The sequence below is a fragment of the Enterococcus sp. 5H genome (genome assembly GCF_028128615.1).
Classification (GTDB): domain Bacteria; phylum Bacillota; class Bacilli; order Lactobacillales; family Enterococcaceae; genus Enterococcus_L.
The window spans coordinates 21,567-44,999 of the sequence record NZ_AMDP01000017.1; the positions used below are offsets into that span (position 1 = coordinate 21,567).

Annotated in this window: 12 protein-coding genes; all 12 read left to right on the forward strand. The window is 35.9% G+C overall.

The features are described 5' to 3' along the window. The first annotated feature begins 402 nt into the window (after nucleotides 1–402). Nucleotides 403–1,914 carry a helix-turn-helix domain-containing protein gene (locus C240_RS04780; RefSeq protein WP_271491732.1) on the forward strand — a complete coding sequence of 504 codons (1,512 nt, stop codon included), beginning with the start codon at nucleotides 403–405 and terminating at the stop codon, nucleotides 1,912–1,914. Between the two features lie 271 nt (nucleotides 1,915–2,185). Beyond that, a complete protein-coding gene (locus C240_RS04785) occupies nucleotides 2,186–8,701 on the forward strand; it encodes a SpaA isopeptide-forming pilin-related protein (protein WP_271491735.1) in 6,516 nt (2,171 codons plus the stop codon). Between the two features lie 138 nt (nucleotides 8,702–8,839). Beyond that, nucleotides 8,840–10,846, forward strand: a complete 2,007-nt coding sequence (locus C240_RS04790; protein WP_271491738.1) for a SpaH/EbpB family LPXTG-anchored major pilin — start codon at nucleotides 8,840–8,842, stop codon at nucleotides 10,844–10,846. Between the two features lie 160 nt (nucleotides 10,847–11,006). Beyond that, on the forward strand, nucleotides 11,007–13,349 hold the full coding sequence (locus tag C240_RS04795) for a MucBP domain-containing protein (protein ID WP_271491740.1): 2,343 nt from the start codon (nucleotides 11,007–11,009) through the stop codon (nucleotides 13,347–13,349). A 16-nt stretch (nucleotides 13,350–13,365) separates the two neighbouring features. After that, nucleotides 13,366–13,755 (forward strand): LPXTG cell wall anchor domain-containing protein, encoded by a 390-nt coding sequence (locus tag C240_RS04800; RefSeq protein WP_271491743.1) that lies wholly within the window; start codon nucleotides 13,366–13,368, stop codon nucleotides 13,753–13,755. A gap of 246 nt (nucleotides 13,756–14,001) precedes the next feature. Then, a complete protein-coding gene (locus C240_RS04805; RefSeq protein ID WP_271491746.1) occupies nucleotides 14,002–14,802 on the forward strand; it encodes a WxL domain-containing protein in 801 nt (266 codons plus the stop codon). Nucleotides 14,803–14,981: 179 nt separating this feature from the next. Then, a complete protein-coding gene (locus C240_RS04810; protein ID WP_271491749.1) occupies nucleotides 14,982–16,088 on the forward strand; it encodes a DUF916 and DUF3324 domain-containing protein in 1,107 nt (368 codons plus the stop codon). 202 nt (nucleotides 16,089–16,290) lie between these two features. Continuing rightward, complete coding sequence (locus C240_RS04815; protein WP_271491753.1) at nucleotides 16,291–17,424, forward strand: class C sortase; 1,134 nt, start codon at nucleotides 16,291–16,293, stop codon at nucleotides 17,422–17,424. A 76-nt stretch (nucleotides 17,425–17,500) separates the two neighbouring features. Next, nucleotides 17,501–18,331: a class C sortase gene (locus C240_RS04820; protein WP_271491756.1), complete on the forward strand. Its 831-nt coding sequence runs from the start codon at nucleotides 17,501–17,503 to the stop codon at nucleotides 18,329–18,331. A gap of 8 nt (nucleotides 18,332–18,339) precedes the next feature. Further along, nucleotides 18,340–19,302 carry a class C sortase gene (locus tag C240_RS04825; protein WP_271491760.1) on the forward strand — a complete coding sequence of 321 codons (963 nt, stop codon included), beginning with the start codon at nucleotides 18,340–18,342 and terminating at the stop codon, nucleotides 19,300–19,302. 73 nt (nucleotides 19,303–19,375) lie between these two features. Continuing rightward, nucleotides 19,376–20,476, forward strand: coding sequence for a DUF916 and DUF3324 domain-containing protein (locus C240_RS04830; RefSeq protein ID WP_271491763.1), 1,101 nt, complete (start codon nucleotides 19,376–19,378; stop codon nucleotides 20,474–20,476). Between the two features lie 1,125 nt (nucleotides 20,477–21,601). Next, nucleotides 21,602–23,433, forward strand: a 1,832-nt coding sequence (locus C240_RS04835; RefSeq protein WP_271491766.1) for a GBS Bsp-like repeat-containing protein, incomplete at its 3' end; no start/stop codon positions are given.

Here is a 23,433-nt window from a genome sequence, read left to right on the forward strand (position 1 = left end):
TTTTTTTTGAAAATAATACTTGTTTTTTTATGTGGATTAAAAAATAACAAATGATTTTATTTCAATTTATTCAAATTGTCGTAAGACAAGACACTTTTGATGAAATTGATAGGCCTTTTTTTACATATAATCATTTTAGATAAAACAAATTATTAAAAAAAACAAAAAAAATTAAAGGAGAAATACCTTCTATTCAGATTTTAATGAAACGCTATATGTAAAAAAAAAAATTCTATAAGAACTTATTAAATTTCTTTTTTTCTAAATAAGATAGTGTTTGGTTTCCAGAAAATATAATTTTGCTTTATTAAATTGGAAAAAAAAATAATAAATACTGTGATAAAATTTTACAAGTCAGTCAAACCCTCGTGAAGTTTAAAAAAACAAGAAAGGATTATTTAAATGAAAATTGAGATTTTTTTAAGTAAAAAACAAGAGAAAAAGTATTCTATATTAAAGAAGTTACTTTCGTTACCTGACTATCAACTCTCGCAAAATGAATTAATGAATAGCCTTAATATGTCATATGGAACGGTCACTCTATTGTTTACTGAGATTAATCAAGATATTTCTTCAGCCAAGCTTGAAGAGGATATTCAACTGGTTCAAGGAAGAAACTATGGACAAAAATATTATGCCTTAGAGATTAATAGAATTGTTGCAATTGATCATTTGTTGCTTTACTACCTAAATGAATCTATTCCGTTCCTAATTTTAAAAGATACTTTACTAGGGAATAGCGGCACAATTGATGACATAGTGAAAAAATACTATATATCTAAGTCGACATTAAGAAGAGAAGTCGGGGCAGTGAATAAACAATTAGCTCCTTATAGTGTTTCAATTTCTATTCAGAAAAAAATTGCCTTGAAGGGAAATGAATGGGCACTGCGACTTTTTGCATCTTCCTTTTTAGCACAGTCTTATGGAAGCAAAGAGTGGATTTTTAAATTCATTAGTTTAGAAGATACTCAAAAATATCTTTCCATAGTAGCATCACAATTTATTGATACATATGATTTGAAAAACGATATTTCTGCCTTGTACTTAGTTGCAGTTTCATTGTTTCGAATAGGCCTTACTAATAAGGAGTTTACCGAAACAAAAAAAGAGTTGCTTTACTCTGAAGATACACCAGATTTCAAAGTATTTTTAGATGAAGGATTCAAATTTTTGAGAAGTTTGAAACCTCAAATTGGCAGGGAAGAATTGTTATTTGAGAATCAGGCACTCTTCACGTTACTTTTACTTAACAATAACTTTCCAGCAATAAAAAAAATCCCTTACTTCTTTTACCAAGACACAATTTTTCAAGACGATCCGCTTTTCAAAATGAATTTTTATTTAATTACCCAGTTTGATGTGTTATTACCAGAACCATTACTAATTAAAGAACATATCAATGTATCATATCAGTTCAGTTTAATTGCCTATCGTCATTTGCTTTTAAATAAAGTCTATCCAACCAATCATATTTCTGTATTAAAAAAAGATCAAAGCGATACAGAAAAAGTTTATAAAATTGTATCTAATTTTGTTGATAACAGTGAACGTTCGTTACCAACTGACCAATTAGAGGTTCTTAAGTTAGAGTATACCCAGACACTAATAACATATATCGACTGGGTGAGGTACAAACCAGCAATTAATATTTACTTGGTGAGCGATCAATCGACTGAAGAATTAAATGAAGAAGTATTAAAAACAAATCCACAATTTAACTTTAATATCAACATCTGCAAAAAAATGCCAGATCAACTTAGTTTAGTAGTAAGTGATGTGGCTTCAACAGAAAATATATTGGATGTACCTTCTTCAGTACCGATCTTCTATTGGGAATCTTTATCATCGTCTAATGCAGGTAGGTTTTATGAAGAGTTGTCACAGATCAGTGAAGAGAAATGTGATTGGTAAAGGGATGTAATTTTTTTAATAATCTTGTAATTAAGTGAACAGGAGTAATTTAATCGAATAAAAAAGTAATCGTAATAATAAGAGCTGTTCCAATTGTTTCTGTATTTTTCAGAACAATTATATAAAATAAGAAGAATTGTATATGAAATTGGAGGAATTATATGAAGATAGAAAAGATATACAAGGGTTTAAGAGGAAACAACCCTAAAATTACGGATGAAATACAATTGATTGTTTGTACAATCTGAAACGAAAAAGAAAGGAGAAAGTCATGAACAAAAAACAAAAATTATTTGCTTGGATCTCAGGGATTGTTCTCATTATGATCGTTGGGCTATCAAGTACTATGTTGGCTAGTAAGAGTTTATTATCAGCTAAAGAGGAAATAAACAATGATGATGAAGTAGTAGAGATTATTTTCCCATCGAAACCATTTGAACGGATAGAACCAAGTACTACGGACACAACTAAATCAACGGAAGATTTTGTAGATATTACATCAAATATCTCTTTAATTAGCGTTGTACCAAGAGATTTCCCGACCGATGAACCGATAAATGAATCTGTTATAGGTGCACCATTTTATTTAGATTTGACATTTTCTATAAACGGAGAAGCTTTAAATAATTTAGTAGGGAAAAAATTTGTTTACGATGTTCCTAATAAATATATCAACGCATTTTCATCTCCAGAAAGTACTATCATAATCAACGGAGAAAAAGTTGGTAGTATTTCAGAAATAAATTCTGGTGCTACATCTGTTGAGTTTAAGTTTGATTCAACTTTACCAGAGTCACTTCAAGAACTAGATGGAAATGTACAAGTTACGTTGAAACCTATCGTTAGACTAAAACAAGAGCTAGGAAATACTAATTTGGACAAAAGAACGGATGCCGTTTTAAAAATTCAAAGCAATAGTGAAGTTCAAAATTTAGCTTTTACTGACTATCCGTTCACTATTTTGCCACATACACCAGGTGCTTTTGATTGGTTAGCAAATGCAGAAAATTACGGATTAACACCACCGACTCTGTATGGCTCAAGTGATTACTATTGGAAGACAGATGTTGGAATTATGGCCAACTCTTTTTATGCAAAAATAAATGATGCGGATATAAGAGCAAAAAATCCAAATTATAAAGGTGGGATACCAGAATCTGGACATCCATATTATTTTTTTGGGATGTCAGCCTCACCTGAAAATGGTGGGCAGTATTATCCTGATTTGGTCGCTCTTTGTGTGGATATTTTCCATTCATTAGTTGAAGGTAATGGAGAAAAAGCGGATCTGAGAGATTATGTAGGTGATGAAGCTGCGGCTGAAATACATTACGGGCTCCATATGGGTGCGATGCTGTCAGAAACATATGGTACAGGTATAGGAGCTGGGATGGATGTTTCTAGAGGACAAACAACAACATCATCAACTCCGATTAAATGGACTGGAAGTACAGAAAACATATATAACCAACGGCAATATATGTTTGGCGGACAACTGCGTGCGTGGCTAATAGCTGCACAAGAGAATCTTAATCCCGCATTCAGACTAGATATGGATTATGACGATTTAGACCCACAATCTCACAAGAATGGTCAATGGGGATCAGTTGATATGGATGGGACAATCAAAGAGATCGAAGATATGATTGATGAGTATAAGAACATGAATTATATCAATGAAGCACCAGTAGGGATGAAAGTTGGCGAAACTAAAACGATCTTTAACATTCCAAATAACCAAGAGAAGTTTATTCACTATGTGGATTATGGAGCCTCTAAAGGGTTGGATAAAGTCACCCTTATAGATAAAAATGGAACTATTGGAACAAGTGGTGAATTTACAGGACATCTGTCTATAAAAGCGAATACAGACATTAAAGAAGGTGATGTGAATGTCGTTATTCGAAAAAATACCTCTGATTTGTGGAATGGCGATTTAGGGTATGATTCACTATTTGATGCGACACAGCAAAAAAAAGCTGTATTATCAATGCCTAAAGCCTATCAGCCTACAAAAACAATATCTGTATTCACAGAAGAGTCAGACTACAACTTAGAAATTCAAAAGACAGATCAAGACGGAAAATTTCTAACCGGAGCTGAATTCGAATTAAGAGCATTAGATGGTTCAACAAGTCCAGTAAAAACTGAAGAAGGAAATGGAAAGGTTAAATTTAGTCCATTAATGCCTGAGGTAACTTATGAACTAACAGAAACAAAGGCCCCAGAAGGCTATCAGAAAAAAGAAGGATCCTACACGATTGTGATGGATACAGACGGTAACTTGACGGTTAAAGAAGGTACGAAAACACTTGTTGAAGGTCAAGATTATATCTGGGATGAAAATAACCTTGTATTAAGTTTTCAAGTTAAAAACACTGCATTGTTAGGTGATGTAGAACTAATTAAATTTGACATTGAAGAGACAAGTAAAACGTTGTCCGGAGCTAAATTTGACCTTTATAAAGAAGGTGAAAGTACACCAATAAAAACGAATTTAACAACAGATTCAGCTGGGAAGCTAACAGTATCAGGACTAGCAATAGGAGACTATTATTTTGTAGAAATACAAGCGCCTGAGGGCTATGATTTACCAGAAGGTGATGACAACCGGTTTGAATTTTCAATCACAAAAGAAGATGTTTCTAAAGGCATCACAGTTGATGTAACAGCACCAAATGTGAAGGAATCTACACCTGTAGGTTCGGTTCGTTTGTATAAGCATGACAGTGAAGATAATAAAACTAGCTTAGAAGATGCTGAGTTCGAGCTCTATCGAAAAGATGGCACACTGCTTCGATCGGAACTTAAAACGGATAGTAAGGGCGTAATTAGTGTGTCGGATTTACCAATAGGCGAGTATTATTTTTTAGAGACTAAGGCGCCAGATGGCTATGAGACACCTAAAGCACCAAATAACCGTTTTGACTTTTCAATAACCCAATCAGACACTACTGTAGAAAAAGCAGTAGAGGTGAATATATCTAATATAAAATTTAAAAAAGAGATTATCTTAACTAAAACGGATGCAGATACTGGAGAACCGCTGCCAGGAGTAACGTTTATTATCCAGTCTGATTATCGAGGTACTGGTTGGAACAATCAATATATTCTTACTGGGGAACAGAGAAAGAAATTTATCACGGATGAGAATGGACAAATAATCATCAATGATCAGACATATCCAGGAGTCATCGATCAATTAATTCATGATTATACTGAAACTGATCCAAATACAGGCTATAGAACTCTTGGTTATCGTTTTAGAGAGATAGAAGCACCAGAAGGTTATCGATCTCCAGGTGATCCTGGAGGTCTAAAGATTGAAGACCTTGATGCAGGAAAAGAATTTTCGGTTGAGATTGATATAGAAGCATTACTTTCAAGTAATTCTCAAACATTGACATACTCTCTGGAAAACTATCGAGAAGAGCCTAGAGGATCTGTTCGTTTGTACAAATATGACAGTCAAAATGAAAATATAGGCTTAGAAGGAGCAGAATTTTCGCTGTATAGAGAAGATGGTACACTACTCCGTACAGGTCTAAAAACTAATAGTGAAGGAATTTTACTTGTTTCAGATTTATCATTTGGAAAGTACTATTTTGTCGAAACAAAAGCCCCAAATGGTTATTTTTTAAACGATAGTCAGTATCCATTTGAGATTACAGAAGAACATGTGGAAGTATCTCTAGAGATACAAGTGTCTAATATGAAGTCACCTCCTAGAGAGTTGACATTAACAAAAATCGATGAGGAAACAGGAAAGCCTATACCTGGAGTGGAATTTATCATACAGTATGGTCAACCAACAAGTTCCTTCAGGTGGATTGCTTTATCTCCAGAAAATAGACCATTAGATCCACCGATGCATTTTACGACGGATAATAATGGTCAAATAATCATTAATGATAACACTTACCCAGGTCTTATTGACTACATGATTAGAACCTATGAAAATCCAACGACAGGTGGTTTAAGATTTCGAGAAATTCATTCTCCAGATGGCTATGAAGATCCATTTCCTACAGATGGATATGGAAGAGATAGTATGGAAAATGAATTGTTAAGCGAACCTTATGCAAAAGATATTCCAATGGATCAGTTAATTGGATCCCCATTATCAAATGATCCGATTGAACTGGAATTAATGATGACGAATAAAAAGGAAACGAGTAACAATAGCATTATTCGAGTAGAAAAACGAGATAAGTCAACAGGAAACTTAATCACGGATGGAGAAGCAACATTTATTATTCAATCTTTAAAAGCTGATAATCAATGGGAAATGTTTGGCGAAGAACAAACGTTTACCACAACAAATGGTGTCGCTGTGATTGATGATGAAGAATTAATTAGTTCTTTAAAATACTATCAAGGATCAGAAAATGACCAAAAATACCGTTTCCGCGAAATAGAAGCACCAGAAGGCTATAAAGATCCGCAAGCGCCAAACCCATTAGATAAGAAAGAACCACAAGGTGGTGTCGGTGATGAATTTTCTGCAGAATTTGAACTGGACCTAGAAAATGGGGCAGATGTTAAAGTTATAATTGAAAATGAACTAGAAGATGATCCAGTAGACCGAGCATTAACGTTAAGAAAACAAGATTACTATTCAGATGCACCTTTATCAGGTGCGGAATTTGTTATTGAAAAATATGATGCTGAATCCGAAACGTGGAAGCAGGTTAATTCAAAAACGTACACAACGAATAGAAATGGAACAATTGAATTAGATGATAACGAGATTAAGAGCTTTGGTTCGGATTATCCAATCTATATAACTTTTAGGGAGATTAAACCTCCAAACGGATATGAAATGCCTGAGAATCCATATAGTGAGACGATCACTATTACTGCTGATGCTGTGACTCCTGATTACGTAGTAAAAGAGAATTATGCAATCCCAAAAAATCGTGAGATGACTTTTAGAAAAGTAGATGGTTCTTCCAATTTACCATTAGGAGGAGCAGAATTTCAGCTGTACAAAGAGGATGAGAATGGCGAATACCAACTCTATGACTTTTTTGCCTATAGAACCTTTGAGACAGAAGCTAACGGTGAATATCTTTTTGAAGAAGAATTTGAACTAAGATATATGGAAAATGGAAACTACAAATTGAAAGAAGTAGTGGCACCAGAGGGTTACGAACTACCAGATGATCCGTTTACAGAGAAATTTACTGTAACGGATACAGGAGTAAGTCCTACTCAAATTGTGAAAAAAAATTATAAAGATAGTGATTTTACGTTAAAAAAAGTCGATCAAAATGGTAGACCAGTCAAAGGGGCGAAATTTGAACTTTATAAATATCCTGGACCAGGAGCCACTGGAAATCCTTATGACTATGATGGTAAATATCATTGGACCGATGAAAATGGTGAAATTATTATTGAACAAGATGATTTAGAGGAAATGGAGGATGGTGTATATTTCTGGCGAGAAGTAGAAGCACCTGACGGGTACGAAATTTTAGAGCAAGATACTAGAACTTTTACTATCCAAAGCGGTAGACCAAATCCGACTGTGATTAGTCATGTGAACTATTATGAAGGTCGCTTACTTGAGTTTCAAAAAATTGATGATCGAGGAGATTATGCCGGGTTAAATGGAGCAGTATTCCAATTGGAAAAGGAAATCAGTCCAAATAATTGGCAAATAGTAAAAGATAAAACGGGCAAGGATATTACATTTACTACTGAACCAACCTATGATGAAGATGGCGATGTTAAAGATTCCGGAATGATTTATCTAGGAGATTATGAAATTGATCAGTATGGGCTAACCAATGGGACTTATCGTCTTAAAGAAATAGAAGCACCAAAAGGCTACGAACTTCCTGCTGATCCATATACAGATAAATTTGTTATTGGTGACACAGCAATTCGACCAGATATAATTTATAAGAAAAATAGTCGTTTATCTGATCGTGAGCTGATTTTCAAAAAAGTAGATGGAAGAGATCAGAGTCAAGGGTTAGCAGGTGCAGAATTTACCTTTGAGTATACGAGTGAGTACGCTTCTTATGGGGAGGATTGGAATACTTATGAAATATGGGACAAAGGCAAACCAGAAACTGTAATCTTTACAACGAACGAGAATGGTGAAATCATTTTCGATGAGGCTCAGTTTTACGAAATTTTCAGAGTAAATGATATTCAGAAACAAAAAGGACGCTTCAAGGAAGTGAAAGCACCAGATGGTTATTTATTACCAGATGATGTTTATTCCGAAGAGTTTATCATAAGAGCAACAGAAATTACAGACCTGAATGGTCGACCAATTACGGAAATTAAGAAAGTGAACTATAAACCTGTAGCTAATTATGAAATGGAGTTACTGAAAGTTAGTGACAATGAAGTGCGTTTGGATGGGGCCGAGTTCACCTTAGTTCCTACTAATGGATCAGGACAACCACAAGTTTCAACAGGGGATAAAGGAATCTTTAATTTCAAAGATTTAGAGCCTGATGTGGAATATACTTTAACCGAAACCAAAGCACCAGATGATTATTTCATCAATAAAATACCATATACCTTTATCTTACGAACAGATGAAGACCCAGATGGAATTCTGGAAGTTTACTACAATGGAAACCTGTTGGAAGAAGGCAAGGATTATGAATGGAATAGTACGCAACTAAAATTAAGCTTAGTGATGATTAACCGTAAATCTTCTATGCCGATTACCGGAAGTATTGGAATTATCGGTTTACTGATTGCAGGTACAACAGCGATTGGTATTGCTTATAACTTCCAACTTAAAAAGAAAAAATCAATGTAACATCTAGGTTTTAAAGATTCATTTACTGTTAATCAAATATAGTGGTAAATGAATCTGCCTAATACTAGTTATTCAGTATTCAAATGAATACTTTATATAGCTTTACCACCCAAATATACGAAGAAAGAAGGAAAAAGAATGAATAAATCGAAGCTAAAGAATCTAATTTTAACACTTGCTTTAGCTCTACCTTTGATCCTAACATCCGTAACCGGATTTGTTCAGGCTCAAGCGAAAGACATGAATATTCAAAGTACTGGGAGTTTAACGATTCATAAATTATTAAATCCAAATTATCGTGAGCCTGGAACAGTAGGTGAGGATGATGAATTTGAGGGAGACGGAACAAATACAGGAAACAATGTGAACGGCGGCGCTGCAATTAGCGGAAAACCGTTGGCTGGTGTTGGCTTTACCATTGTTGGTCGTTTGACTGATGCTCAAGTCAATGCTCTTGAAGACAGTAATGGAAACATTAGCCAAGCGAAAGCAGATGAATTTTTGGCAAACACACCCGCTGGATTAGAGAAACATACAGGTGTGACAAAAGCCGATGGAACAGTAACATTTGATAACTTACCTGTAAACACAAACGAATTGGATAACAATCGTTGGTTAGTGGTAGAAACAAGCAAACCCGATACGGTAGATAAAGCTGCGGCACCAGTGATTGTCAATGTGCCAACAGGTACACCGGAATCAAGCACAAACAACTATAACTACGATGTTAACTTATATGTAAAAAACTATGCGTCAGGTGAACCGGAAATTGAAAAAGAAATTGACAAACCAACGCATAGTACAGGCGATCGTGTACAATATACACTAAAAATTACTGATCTACCTGATGATTTAGCTAACTACAACCGTTTAGAAGTCTATGATCCATTGGATGAGCGTTTGAGCTTATTAGGTGACACACCACATGCGGAATCTTTAGGAACAGTTACACTAAAGAGTAAAGACGGGACTGTGAAACAAACATTCACCTCACACATTACGGACAATCCAGCAACTACTGCAGAAAACACGCCAGCAGGAAATGATGTCCTAATTCGTACAGGTAAAACGACAGAAGATAAAAAAGATCAATATATTTACTGGGCATTCACTGAAGAAGGAATTGCGAAATTAACAGACCTAGAACAAGGCGATTATATCGAGTTACCCTTTGAAGTCATGGTTAACGAAAAAGCAAACTCAAATGTAGCGATTCCCAATGATGGTGAATTAGGTTTTGAAAACAAGCCAGGAAACAACGGAACAAAACCTGTTGATCCAGAAAATCCTGGTACGCCAGGACCAGAAGATCCAGTTTATGGACCCGGAAAACCAACAGAAGTTGTCAATACGATTTTTGGTAAAAAAGATTTTGTGAAAACAGATGCCGATACAAATGCGCCGTTACAAGGAGCAGAATTTATCGTCAAAGATACACCGAAACAAGCGATTAATACAGTAGACGCTGCTGGTAATAAAGTAGAATTACCAGCAGGTGAAGAAATTTATGCCGTCATCGAAAACGGACGTGTGGTTCGTTGGACAGCGGATAAAAATGAAGCAACACCAGTCACATCAGGAGCCGATGGTAAATTTTCAGTAGACGGATTGGCTTATACGAATGAAGTAAATTATAGCAAACAATACATTTTTGCTGAACAAGGACCACTATTAACAGGCGACGGTAGTGTCTACCAACCAGAAAAAACAGTGACACAAAAATATATTTATGTGGCAGCCAACCCACGTACCTCAGCAACAACACAAGCAGATATTGAAGCAGAAATCCAAGCAATTTTAGATGCAGAAGGACATGAGAACTGGGTATTCTACAAAGAATCAGAAACAAATCCAGCGCAAATTGATTTCTTAGGCAACCAAATTCATGATTATGCTTTGGAAGAAACAAAAGCACCAAATGGCTATGTTCCATTGAAAAATGATGTGAAGTTCACTGTACCAGGTGAGCAAACAGGAACAGATGCGAATGGTCGTCCAATTTATGACAATCCAGCAATCAATGTACCAAATAAGAAAACACCTGGTATGCCGATTACAGGTGGTATGGGAACGATTATTTTCCTAGTTGCAGGTTTATTATTAATGGGTGGCGCATACAAATTACGTAAAGGCAAGAACGCGTAATCAGGTAAATACAATTATTTCTCGTTATTTTGGCAGGAAATATGTATAACACTAAAATGCTTGTGTCTTATCTACCTGGAACATGGGTAGATAAGACACAAGCATTTTCTGTTAAAAGAATGATTTAAAAATAGAAACGAAAGGAGTGAGAAACTACTTTATGAAAAGAAAAAAAATAACAATCTTTGGTGCTACTCTTGTTGGCCTAATCTCTTTGGGCTTAATCATTCAAAAACCAGCGACTGATATTAAAGCAGCAGAGGAAGAATTGAATTCAGAAGTGGTTGACTCCCTAGACCAGACAACGACCGAATTACCATTTGACTTGGATTCATCAGGTATGGAAATGAGCGAACAGGCGGATAGTTTACTCATTGAGCCCAGAGCTACAGGAACGCTGTATGAGTCTGCAGCTGGAATTGTTGCAAAAGGAGATGAGGCTAGTTTAAAACAAGGAGTGTTTGCTGATGGTTGGATGTTATCACCTCATAGTGGTCCATACACATTTAACCCATATCCAGGATTAGCATTGACATCTGGCTGGTATACAAGTGACTCTATTTGGGGCTCAGCTAGAGAGTATGCCTCGCAAGCACGTTATAAAGTAAATGCGGATAACTGCATTACCTTTGGCTCACGCTTTAATACGGGTGTTTATCCCACACCTCCGGATCAGGGTAGTCTTATCAGTGAAGCAATGCTTAGCGTGAAAAAACCTGGAATTTCAGTTGTTCCAAATACATCTGTCAGTCTATCTATGGGATACAAATTTACAGGATTGGATCTTTCTTTTAATGGAAGTTATCCAGTATACATGCTGGCTTGGTATTTTGATGTGAATGGTAAATTTATTTCGAATAGTATGGTTTACCCATCTGCATCAACTGTAACAACCAATAATCAATGGAATAAGTTGAATGGATCAGTGAGAGTACCACCTAGTGCCCACTCAATGGCAGTTGGGATTTATCCGATGACAGCAGGTAAACCAAATGAGTTTTATGATCTAGATATAAAAGATATCAAAGTAACAGGAGAGATTCCTCCACCAGTAGCTGCAGCTCCAATTACTGTAAAATACGTCAATCAAAATAATGCGGAAATTGCACCAACAAAAACGCATACTGGTAATGTGGGAGACGCCTATACCTTAACGTCAGAAAACATAGACGGCTATACTTGGAACGGAGTCTATCCAGATAATTGGAATGGGGTTATGACGAAAACACCACTGACTCTGACATACAAATATAATGGAAACACAGTAACCAATGTTTATGCACAATATCTTGATGTAGACACAAATAAATCAATTAAAACACAAACAACCTTGCCAGCCGGTAGAGTTGGAAATACCTATACGCAACCGACTGTCCCAACTATTGAAGGATATGAATGGGTTAAAACAGAAGGTGGTTCCGGCACATATACTGCAAAAGCTCAGTATATTAAATACTATTATAAAAACACGTCATTAACCTACAATCTTGAAGCAAAAGGAAGCCAACAAAACTATTACAACACCGATCAACAGCCAAGTGCAGCTGACCGACTTAAATGGGTAACTTCTGAAATTGTTTCAAGTCGAGGAGAAAAAACACCTGTAGATGCAACTTCTGTAACGATTACAGGACGCAAAAACGGCGGCAGTACAATCACGACAGATAAAATAGATATGAGTTTAACAGGTACCAATACCTATTTGGTTACTGTGAAAGCTCGTTTCGATGGCGAGGAATACACAGAAACAAATGTGGAAGTCCCGATTGCAATTAATGAAGTGACATATACGTTATCAGCCGATTCTGCAGGAAAACAAAAATTTATTCAAGAGAGTGAACCGGCCATTGAACTAAAAGACTGGGTGAAAAATGTTCGCTTGAAAGAAAATGAACATCCTGAACTAGAGGCTTTTGAGCCAGATAATTATACAGTTACTTTCAAAACACCAAATGCTTTAGATACCTCTGCTGTGGGTGAGAAAATCTACACACTAGAAGTACAAACAACCTACAATGGTAAAACATATACAACAACAGTGGATGTGCCAGTGGAAATAGTCGCGGGGGAACTATCGTTAAATGTTCCTACTGTTTTAGGCTTTGAAGACGCGCTTGCACAAACAAGCAAAAAACAAGTGGTTAGTAGAAAAGATCCGGATTGGGCAATTAAAGTAGAAGATACACGAGCGGCTTCACAACGAACGGACTGGGATTTAAACGTTCGAATCGTCGATGATTTTACACTAAACTCATCTGATAATCGTAAACATAGTTTATCCGATATCTTAGTGTACAAAGAAAATGCAGCTAGTGACTCGGTTTTCCTAAGCGAAGCAACTTATCCGATCCTAAAAAGCCCATCTGCTTTATCAGATGAAGTAACCAAAAAATGGTCAGCCGAATCAGGTTTCTTACTGGAAGTTAGCCGTTTGAAATCATTGCAGATCAAAGATGGTGAATATGATGCAACGCTAGAATTTCAATTGTTAATGGGACCATAGAGGGAGGAGAAGAAATATGAACAAAATTAAAAAAATAATGATTATTTTAGTCCTCCTTCTTTGTGTGATGTGGTCAGGAGCACAGGTTGGGACGGCACAAAACGTTGACTCGCCGACTACTGGAGGCGTTCGTTTTAAAGTCAGTGAAGAGAATACTTCTGATTCAAGTGATACTAATAAACCTTCAGATAATAATTCTAACGGTAATTCAAACAACATGGACGATGATTCTGGAAAAGATTTAAGTAAAAATTCAGTAGAGCCTATTCCAAATAAGAGTTCCGGAAAATCTAGTTCTTTACCAAGTATGGGCGAAGTAGCATTACGAAGCTTACCAATAATGGGCATAATCGTGATAGTTTTAGCTATATATCTGTTTATGAAAAAGAAGAATAAAGAAAATTAACAATGAATTAAGGGTGAACTGAAAGACTTACTGTTGAAACATTACTTTTAAAGTCTATATCAAAGTTATTTACTTTTTCTATATGCTGTATATTTAGTCGCTTAATCAGACATAATTGGTAAAAAGAACTGCTCATTTTTCTTTTATACTAATGTAGTCATGAGTCAAAGAAAACCTGTTAGCGAATACAGCAGGTAGAAAAAGTTAAAATATATAAACTAAAACATAGAATGGAGAATAATTATAATGAAAACAACAAAATTAATCGCAATCGGTTTAGTAAGTTTAAGTGCAATTGGGCTAGGAAGTACAATCGCAAATGCAGGTGCAATCGATGGTGATCCTATTTCAGCAACTACGAACGGGAAAGTGAAGTTTTCTGTTGATAAAGATGGTGACGGCAGTATCACTGATCCAGGAGGGGAAGATGGTGGAACGGTTGTTCCTGAAGATAAACCAGGCGGGAACGGCAATACGACTGATCCAGATTTGAAAATCAATTTTGTACCGAATTTTGTTTTTACGGATGCAACAGGAGATGAAACGGTAGAATACAACACGCAAAAAGGCGGCACGTATCAAGCAATGAAACAATCAGTGAAGAAATATGATGAAGATGGGAAACAAGTTGGCGGCGTCCAAGAAATTGAAAACTTTGCTCAAATTTTCAACTCAGATGCCATTGACAACTGGACATTCACTGTGACGGCGGGTCAATTTGAGTTAGACGGTGAAGGATCAAAGAAACAGCCTAAAATGGTGATGTCAATCAACAATATTGAAATGGCAACAGGGACAAATAATTATGGTACACAAGCAAAAGTTACAGGTGGTGAAGGAGCTGCGAAATTATTGACACCAGGTCAGGCTGTAGCAATCGGTTCATACACAGATACTGATGGTGAGGGAGCAATTAATTCTTTTGAATTCAATTCATCAGCAAATAAAGCAGGCGTAACATTAGATGTACCCAAAGGTTTATCTATTTCAAATGCAGATGCTTATACTGCAAACTTAACTTGGACAGCTGTTTCAGACGTTAAATAATTCTAGTTACAGCTATCTTGAGACTGAGATAAAGCTTGTTTAGTTCTATCTCAGTTTTTTTTAAAATGAATTAAAGATAGGATAGAAGCAAGCTTCATTTGAATTATTTTATCTAAGTTTTGAAAGTTCCTGTTTCTATCCTAAGTTTAGTTCGTTAATCGAGTAAGAAAGGTGAGTATATGAAAAAACTTATAAAGTACATAGTATCAGGTATCCTATTTTTAGTTTTATCCACTGTTGGTGTTCAAGTAATGCAGGCAGAGGAGAGTGTTCCGTATAGTGTAAAGCCGATTTTACCAAGTAATCAAATAGATAAAGAGCTTCAATATTTTGATTTAAAAATGAAACCCGGTGAAGAACAGACCATTGAAGTAGCGGTTTCTAATAGCTCAAATAAAGAAATTGAATTGGAGATGTCCACCGAAACAGCGATCACCAATGTGAATGGTGTCATTGACTATGTTTCTTCTGAGAAAGATATCGTATTTGACCAAACATTACACTATCCTTTTTCTACGTTCACCAGTATGGCAGAAACAATTACCGTGCCAGCCAATGAAACAGTTAACGTACCGATTAAGATCAATATGCCTCAAGAAGAAATAACCGGAATGATTTTAGGGGGCATCAAATTTACAGAAAAAAGTTCAGATTCACAAGAAGAATCCACTAATGGAATGGCGATTCGCAATCGATTTGCGTATATTATTGCAGTGAAATTAACAGAAGACGATCAGCCTGTAGCGGGTGATTTACAGTTGAACAAAATTAAAGCCGATCAGGTCAGTTACCGAAATGTGATTAGTGCCAATCTGCAAAATCCAGAACCGGCATTGATTAAAGATTTAGCTATTGAAGCAGAAGTAACGGCAGCAGGGTCCAGTAAAGTATTGTATCAGCAAACCAATCAAGATTTTAAAATGGCACCGAATTCTAACTTTGATTTCCCAATTTACTTAGAAAATCAACCCCTTAAAGCAGGAAAATACACGCTACATTTAACAGCGACATCTGGGGAAGAAAAGTGGGACTTTACTCAGGACTTCGAGATAAGTAAGGATGAAGCGGCTCGACTAAACAAAGATTCAGCTATTGAATTAGAAGAGGGGGTCAATTGGCAATTATATCTGATTATTGCTGGGTGTATCTTAGGTGGTATTGTTTTAGGAATAATTATTTGGCAAGTTCTCCGTCGACGTAAACAAGAAATACAAAAAGCAAATCAGAAAAAAAGACCACGTAAAAAAAATACAAAAACATCTCCTAGAAAAAATAAAAGTAAGTAAAATAAAGCTGTTAAATCATAACCAATGAAGTGTTACTTTAAACCTAAAATTGCCTTGAAAGTTAAAGTAGACTTTATTGGTTTAGCGAAAAAAAGGAAAAAATGTACTCCTTTGTTTCGTTAAACCAATAAATGAAATCGATAAAAAATTAGAACCTGTAACAATAATCGTTAGGTGGAGAGGACTCAGGAGGGGTGAATCTATGCAACCAAAGAAAAAGCAGCCAGTACAGAAAAGAAAGCCGCAGAGAACTCAGGTGAAAGATAAAAAATCGTGGCGCAAGTTCCTAGTGGTCGCGTTATACATAGTCGGTATTAGTGTCATTTCTTATCCCTTTGTCAGTAACGCTCTCTACAAACACGCCCAAAAACAAGCCATCACCCAATATGAAGACACGGTAGCCAATAAAGAACAAAAACAACAAGAATTAATCAAAAAAGAAATGCAACAATACAACGAAGGATTATTAGGAAATGCCACAACAGACTACGCCATTGAAGCCGAGCGAACGCTACTAAGTCCCAGCGATCATGCCAAGAAAAAAGAACTGGGCGAGGTCATCGGAATTGTAGAAATCCCTAAAATCAACGTAGAACTTCCTATCTACAATGGTACCAATGAAGAACAAATTACTCGTGGAGCCGGTTTAATGCAGGGAACCTCTCTTCCCTATGGCGGCGAAAGTGCCCATAGTGTGTTATCCAGTCATCGTGGGTTACCCCAAGCAAAACTGTTTACCGACTTACCCAAATTAGAGCTGGGCGATATGTTTTTTATTAAAGTAGAAAACGAAATACATAGCTATCAAGTCGATCAAATTGAAACCATTGACCCAAATGATTTTAGCCTACTAGGGATTGAAAATGGAGAAGATTACGTCACGCTTTTAACCTGCACACCCTATATGGTCAATACCCATCGGCTACTTGTCCGAGGCAAACGCGTCAATCCATACAAAAAAGAAGACCATCAAAAGGAAGCTAGAAAAGGCATTTGGGAACGAATCAAAAAGATTTTATTGTATGCATTATTAATTTTGGCGATTTTACTCTTCTTTTACTTAGTGAAACGTTATCGAGACAAACAAGCACAGAAAAAAGTAACGAAAGAAAAACAAACACAGAAAAATAAAAAAACAACAGAAAAGAGGGAGCGAGGTGCCCAACGAACAAAAAAAGACAGACCCAACCCGAACATCAAAAAAAAGAAAAAAGCGCCCATCGTCTCCAAACAAACAACTGGAACGACCCAAAAAACAAGTTCCGTCAAAAAGAAACCGACCCGAACAGTCCAAAACAAAGAAGTCAAAAAAAGCAGAAAACGCCAAACTACCTAACCAAGTAAAATCAGTTCAATCACAACAAAAAAAAGCCAAGAAAAAACAAAAAAGAAACCCGTTATTTCTCTTAATTATGCTGGTTGGTTTGAGTATTTTCGCCTACCCTTTTGTTAGTAATGGCTATTACAAATGGGTCCAACGCCAAGCCAATCAAGCCTATTTTGACGAAACTGGAAAACAAGATCAAGCCAGCCAAGCAGCGATTAAAGACGAAATGAGTGCCTACAATCAACGGCTGGCAGAAGAAAAATACCAAGAGCTGGAAATGCCGTTCTTAAAAGCCCAACGCGAACATCTAACAGATAGTAAGAGTCAAGAATTAGGCGAAGTTCTGTCCGTGGTAGAAATACCGAAAATCCGTGTGGAGTTGCCAGTATACAACGGTACAAGTGACCTTCAATTACAATATGGCGCAGGTTTACTCCAAGGAACCTCTATGCCGATTGGTGGGGTAAATTCTCACTCTGTTATCACAGGGCATCGTGGTTTACCTTCAGCGAAACTATTTACCGACTTACCGAAACTGGAAAAAGGGGATCAATTCTATCTCCACTTACAAGACGAGATCCATGCCTATGAAGTCGATCAAATCAAAGTCGTTGAACCAACCGAAATGGATGATCTGAAAATCGTACCAGGAGAAGACTATGTGACACTGTTGACTTGTACACCTTATATGATCAATACCCATCGACTACTGGTTCGTGGACATCGCGTGCCCTATGAAAAAGATCAGCGATTGAAGGCTATTCATGAAGCGAAAAAACAGTTCTGGATCGAAATAGCCTTATATATTTTAGGTATATTGCTTGTTTTAGCCTTTGTTATTTGGCGAAAAAAACGAAAGAAACGTAAAAATGAAAAAGAGAAAGCTGCAGATAAGCGTGTGAACGGAAGGAGTTGAAGCACTGAATGAAAAAGACAAAAAGGAAAGGGCGCATGTTTCTTTCACGTCTTCTTTATTTGATGGGTCTATTCATTATTATGTGGTTACCATTTCAAGGCGTTTCACAGCAGCTACATCAAGAAAGTGAACTTCAACAATTAGCCGTTCAATTAGCAGATGGTGAGTTAAATGTGTCGGAAATTGAATCAACCTTAGTGAGTCAAAACACTGCGGCTGGTGAGTCAGGTTGGATTGATCCGTTTGCGGAAGCGGGCTCGTTTGAAGGTTATCCGGAAGCTGTTGGGATGATTGACATCCCTAAAATAGGTGAGAGACTGCCAGTGTATATTGGTGCAAGCGACTTTAATTTATCTAGAGGCGTGGCTCAAATCAGTGGGACTAGCTTACCCTTTAGCGGGAAAGACAGTCATACAGTCATTGCCGGACATCGAGGCTGGTATGGTCCGACACTCTTCTTGAATATTGATCAGTTATTTCCAGGAGATTTAATTTATCTTTCTTATTTAGGTGAAGAAGGTGTTTATTCCGTAACGGGATCAGAAGTTATTGAACCTTGGCAAACAGATAAACTTTTAGAAACGAATAAAAATGAAGAAATTTTGACGCTATTAACCTGTCATCCACTATTCTCATCAAAGCAGCGTTTACTTGTACATAGCCGAGCAGTATCTCAAGCAGAAATGGCCACTTTATTACAAGGACAAGATTCGTTTGAAAATAGAAAAAACCTACCCGCACAATTAACGACAAGTGAACCGAAGCAACAGTCAACAGGTCAAATAAAAAATGAACCAACAGAAACCATAGAAGCAATGGAAGTACCGAATAATGTTCTGACAGAAACACTGGTTAAAATTCGCCCGTACCAATATTTTATTTACTGGATTATTTTAGGTGCAGGAACGATGAGTGGTTTGTATACCATCTATAAATTAGTTTGGGACTTGGTTAGGAATCCAGCATCGTGATACATCTATAACCAGTTATCTAGTAACCAAGTATAGAAATACATATTTAAACATATGAAAAGGAGATATAAGTATGAAACGTTATTTAGGCATTTTTTTAGTGATGATTGGTTTTATTTCCGGCAACTCTTTAACTAACATCCCAACTTTTGCGAAAGAAACTAGTTTCTCAGTTAAAGCGAAAATACCAGCTAAGCAATGGGATCAGAAAAAAACGTATTTCGATGTACGTGTTACACCAGGTGAAGTTGAGAAGCTAGAGGTTGAACTGAGAAATAATACAGACGATGAAGTTAAAGTGGCGATTCAAGCAAATTCTGCTGTAACGGCAGACGGCGGTGTGATCGATTATGAAACAACTGACTCGGAACTGGATGAGACGATGACGTATCCATTTTCTGAAATGGTGGAAGTTGATTCAGAAGTAACGCTAGCACCAAAAGAAACCAAAACAATTGCCGCTAAAGTAACAGTACCAGAGGAATCGTTTGATGGCATTATTTTAGGCAGCTTGCATTTTACTGAAATGAAGGAGACGAAAGCTTCTAAAACAAAAAAGGAAACAATTTTATCTCAAGTAGTTGGTGTTCAACTATCGGAAAATGATCATGAGGTTACAACGAAACTCGATTTGATACAGGCTAAAGCCGGACAGATAGATAACAGAAATGTCGTTTTGGCAGCCATTCAAAATCCCACCCCGAAAATTCTAAGTAATATGGTAGTGACAGCCGATGTATTTAAAGGAAATAGTAAGAAAAAACCGATCTATCACAATAAAAAAGAAAACCTAAATATGGCGCCGAATTCGACTTTTGACTACAGTATTTCAACAGAAGATCAAGCCTTCAAGGCTGGCAAATATACAATGAAAATGACCGTTGAAGTTGATGGTGAGAAGCTGGATCTAGAGCAGAAATTTGAAATCAAGAAAGAAGAAGCCGAAAAATTTAACGCTAAAATGATTCAAGCAGAAAAACCAACTCATTTAATGGCATTCATCATTAGCGGAGTCTTATTAGTGGCTGGTATTATTATTGCCAGTGTAGTCTTCTGGCTAGCACGTCAAAAGCAACAGCAAAAAAGAAAACAGACACGTAAAAAAGGAAAACGACCAATTAAGCGAACTAAAAAAACTACAAATACTAAAGTAAGAAGGAAAGGTCAGAAGTAATACTAACAACTAAAAATAAGAAGGAATTCACGAAAAGTGCTAAGAGTTACCATGAACTTGTGAATGGATGATGATTGATATCTACTAGGTGCTCTTCAAATTTTTGAACCAAGTAGGTACTATTCTACATCAGTTCGTACCTCACTGTGTTTCATAGCAATTTCGGCTTATTTCCGAAGCTTTCAATTTCTAAAAGAAGCAACGCACATTCTGTGCCTTGTAGCGTTCATCATCGAATCACAGTATTCTTTGTGATTTAAGGCAAAGTAATCGAAATGAAATAGAGTGTCTGACTTTTTTACAATGTTTATTCGGATTTTCGCTGACATAGATATAATTCAGAGAATTATGCCTATGTCACTTTTTTATTTTATTCGATCAAAATTAAAGTATGATCAGTCTAATACTAGGGGAAGGTCCTAATCTTTGTAACAGATTATAATTTAATTATAAAAAAATAAGTAAAATAGTTCGGAAAATATATAAGTGATTACAATTTTTGGAATCGAATGAATGTGGTAGATGGGCTAAATGGGAATATATCGCGTATAATCAAGGATTTTGTTTAGTAATGTCTGTAATAAGAAATATCACAAAAAAGTCCGTTCATCCGACAAAAAAGGGGAATTTTATTTGTTTTTTTGAGCTATAATGAAATAGAAAATAGATATTTTTGTGTAAAAGTTTCAAAAAAAAAAAATTAATCTAACAAGATTGAAACAGAGTAACCGTAGAAATGTGTTAAAGTATTTATCAGAGCATTTTTTGTAGTATATTTTACAAATTATTAAGCTTTGTATAATGTATGTTATGTTAAGAGTTCAAATGATAACCAGTAACTTGCCAAAAATGTTAATGATCTCAACAATATAATGACAGGATACTTGAAAGTCTTGTTTTGTGCATAATTAATAGTTCATGTTCTCACGAATATAAAAAGTAGTAAAATCGAATAAGTTAAAAAGAATAAAGTACTGACAAGAAATTAGTTTCTTTTTAGTTCTTTATTATTTTTACTAATTAAAAAAAGAACATTTCGGATAACGTTTCCAAACAAATTTATCATTTGGTATAATGTTTGACAATAGATAATAGAGCGAATAAAAAAAGAATAGGAGAGAATTAATGAAAAAGAGTAATAAACTGATTACTTTGGGTATTCTAACAACAATGTTGTGTTATACGTTCAGTCCAGTAATGACACTTGCTGATCAGGAACATTCAGATACAGCAGAATCAATTGAACAAGCCGCAGGATTTTCAAGTGATAGTGATTTAGAATCGATGAACCCATTTCCATTAGGAGAAATACAATCGTCAACAAGTAGGGAAATCGAATCTAGTTCTTCAGAAGAACCCATGACTAACACAGCAGAAGTTGAAACGAATAAGTCCACAGTAGATGTTTCAGCGTTTGAAAATAAAGAAATAGTGCTAGTTCCTGCTGCTAACGCGGATATTCGATTTTCAGAGTCTGATAACGGTTCAGTGCATGTTTCTGATAAAACTACTCTGAGAGATCAGAAGTACATTTTTAATTTATCAGAAGACGGCTGGTGGACAATTCAAAATAGTACAACTAAAAACTATCTTACTGTAGCAAATGAGGGCACTGGATCGGTTTACTTTACTACTTTGCAGAATAGTGATGAACAGCAGTGGCGTTTAGTAGATGAAGAGAATGGTACTTATCATATTGAATCAAGAACAAATCAGTTTCTAGAAATTACGGAAACCAATGAGTTACAAACTGGTAATGGTGATTTGAAACAACGTTGGGCAATAGAATTGCCTGAGCAAGATACGCAATCGACAGAAAGCAATGGTTCTGAAAGTTCAACAGAAAGTACAACTGAAACAACTACTCAAGAAACAAAAGAAATCCAAGAACCAAAGGCAATTTCTAATACTTTTAATGAAGTTGAAAAAACACCTATTGGCAACACTAAGATTAGAATTACTATTAGCAATTTGAGTGTGAGCAATGCGTCAAAGGTAGAATTTCCAACATGGAGCAATACAAATGGTCAAGACGATATAAAATGGTTAAATGGCACAAAGAATTCCGATGGCTCGTATTCAGTGATTGTGGATGCCAATGAGTACAAACATGACGGTCAATTCATAACTCATATTTATGCGACAACCAACGGAACGCGTAGTGGAATAGGTTCAACAAGTTATAATCTAGAATTTCCACCAATGAATGTAGTAGAAAAAACAGCAATTGGTAAAGATAAAATGAAAGTAACAATTTATAATCCAAATAGAGGAAATATGTCAAAGGTAGAATTTCCAACGTGGAGTAATACAAACGGTCAAGATGATATTAAATGGTTAAATGGCACAAAGAATTCCGATGGCTCGTATTCAGTAATTGTGGATGCCAATGAGTACAAACATGACGGTCAATTCATAACTCATATTTATGCGACAACCAACGGAACGCGTAGTGGAATAGGTTCAACAAGTTATAATTTAGAATTTCCACCAATGAATGTAGTAGAAAAAACAGCAATTGGTAAAGATAAAATGAAAGTAACAATTTATAATCCAAATAGAGGAAATGTGTCAAAGGTAGAATTTCCAACGTGGAGTAATACAAACGGTCAAGATGATATTAAATGGTTAAATGGCACAAAGAATTCCGATGGCTCGTATTCAGTAATTGTGGATGCCAATGAGTACAAACATGACGGTCAATTCATAACTCATATTTATGCGACAACAAATGGAACACGTAGTGGAATAGGTTCAACAAGTTATAATTTAGAATTTCCGCCAATGAATGTAGTAGAAAAAACAGCAATTGGTAAAGATAAAATGAAAGTAACAATTTATAATCCAAATAGAGGAAATGTGTCAAAGGTAGAATTTCCAACGTGGAGTAATACAAACGGTCAAGATGATATTAAATGGTTAAATGGCACAAAGAATTCCGATGGCTCGTATTCAGT

Excerpts from the sequence above, each read along its gene's own strand:
- C240_RS04780 (WP_271491732.1), top strand. The coding sequence starts at position 403 with ATGAAAATTGAGATTTTTTTAAGTAAAAAACAAGAGAAAAAGTATTCT.
- C240_RS04785 (WP_271491735.1), top strand. The coding sequence starts at position 2,186 with ATGAACAAAAAACAAAAATTATTTGCTTGGATCTCAGGGATTGTTCTC.
- C240_RS04790 (WP_271491738.1), top strand. The coding sequence starts at position 8,840 with ATGAATAAATCGAAGCTAAAGAATCTAATTTTAACACTTGCTTTAGCT.
- C240_RS04795 (WP_271491740.1), top strand. The coding sequence starts at position 11,007 with ATGAAAAGAAAAAAAATAACAATCTTTGGTGCTACTCTTGTTGGCCTA.
- C240_RS04800 (WP_271491743.1), top strand. The coding sequence starts at position 13,366 with ATGAACAAAATTAAAAAAATAATGATTATTTTAGTCCTCCTTCTTTGT.
- C240_RS04805 (WP_271491746.1), top strand. The coding sequence starts at position 14,002 with ATGAAAACAACAAAATTAATCGCAATCGGTTTAGTAAGTTTAAGTGCA.
- C240_RS04810 (WP_271491749.1), top strand. The coding sequence starts at position 14,982 with ATGAAAAAACTTATAAAGTACATAGTATCAGGTATCCTATTTTTAGTT.
- C240_RS04815 (WP_271491753.1), top strand. The coding sequence starts at position 16,291 with ATGCAACCAAAGAAAAAGCAGCCAGTACAGAAAAGAAAGCCGCAGAGA.
- C240_RS04820 (WP_271491756.1), top strand. The coding sequence starts at position 17,501 with ATGCTGGTTGGTTTGAGTATTTTCGCCTACCCTTTTGTTAGTAATGGC.
- C240_RS04825 (WP_271491760.1), top strand. The coding sequence starts at position 18,340 with ATGAAAAAGACAAAAAGGAAAGGGCGCATGTTTCTTTCACGTCTTCTT.
- C240_RS04830 (WP_271491763.1), top strand. The coding sequence starts at position 19,376 with ATGAAACGTTATTTAGGCATTTTTTTAGTGATGATTGGTTTTATTTCC.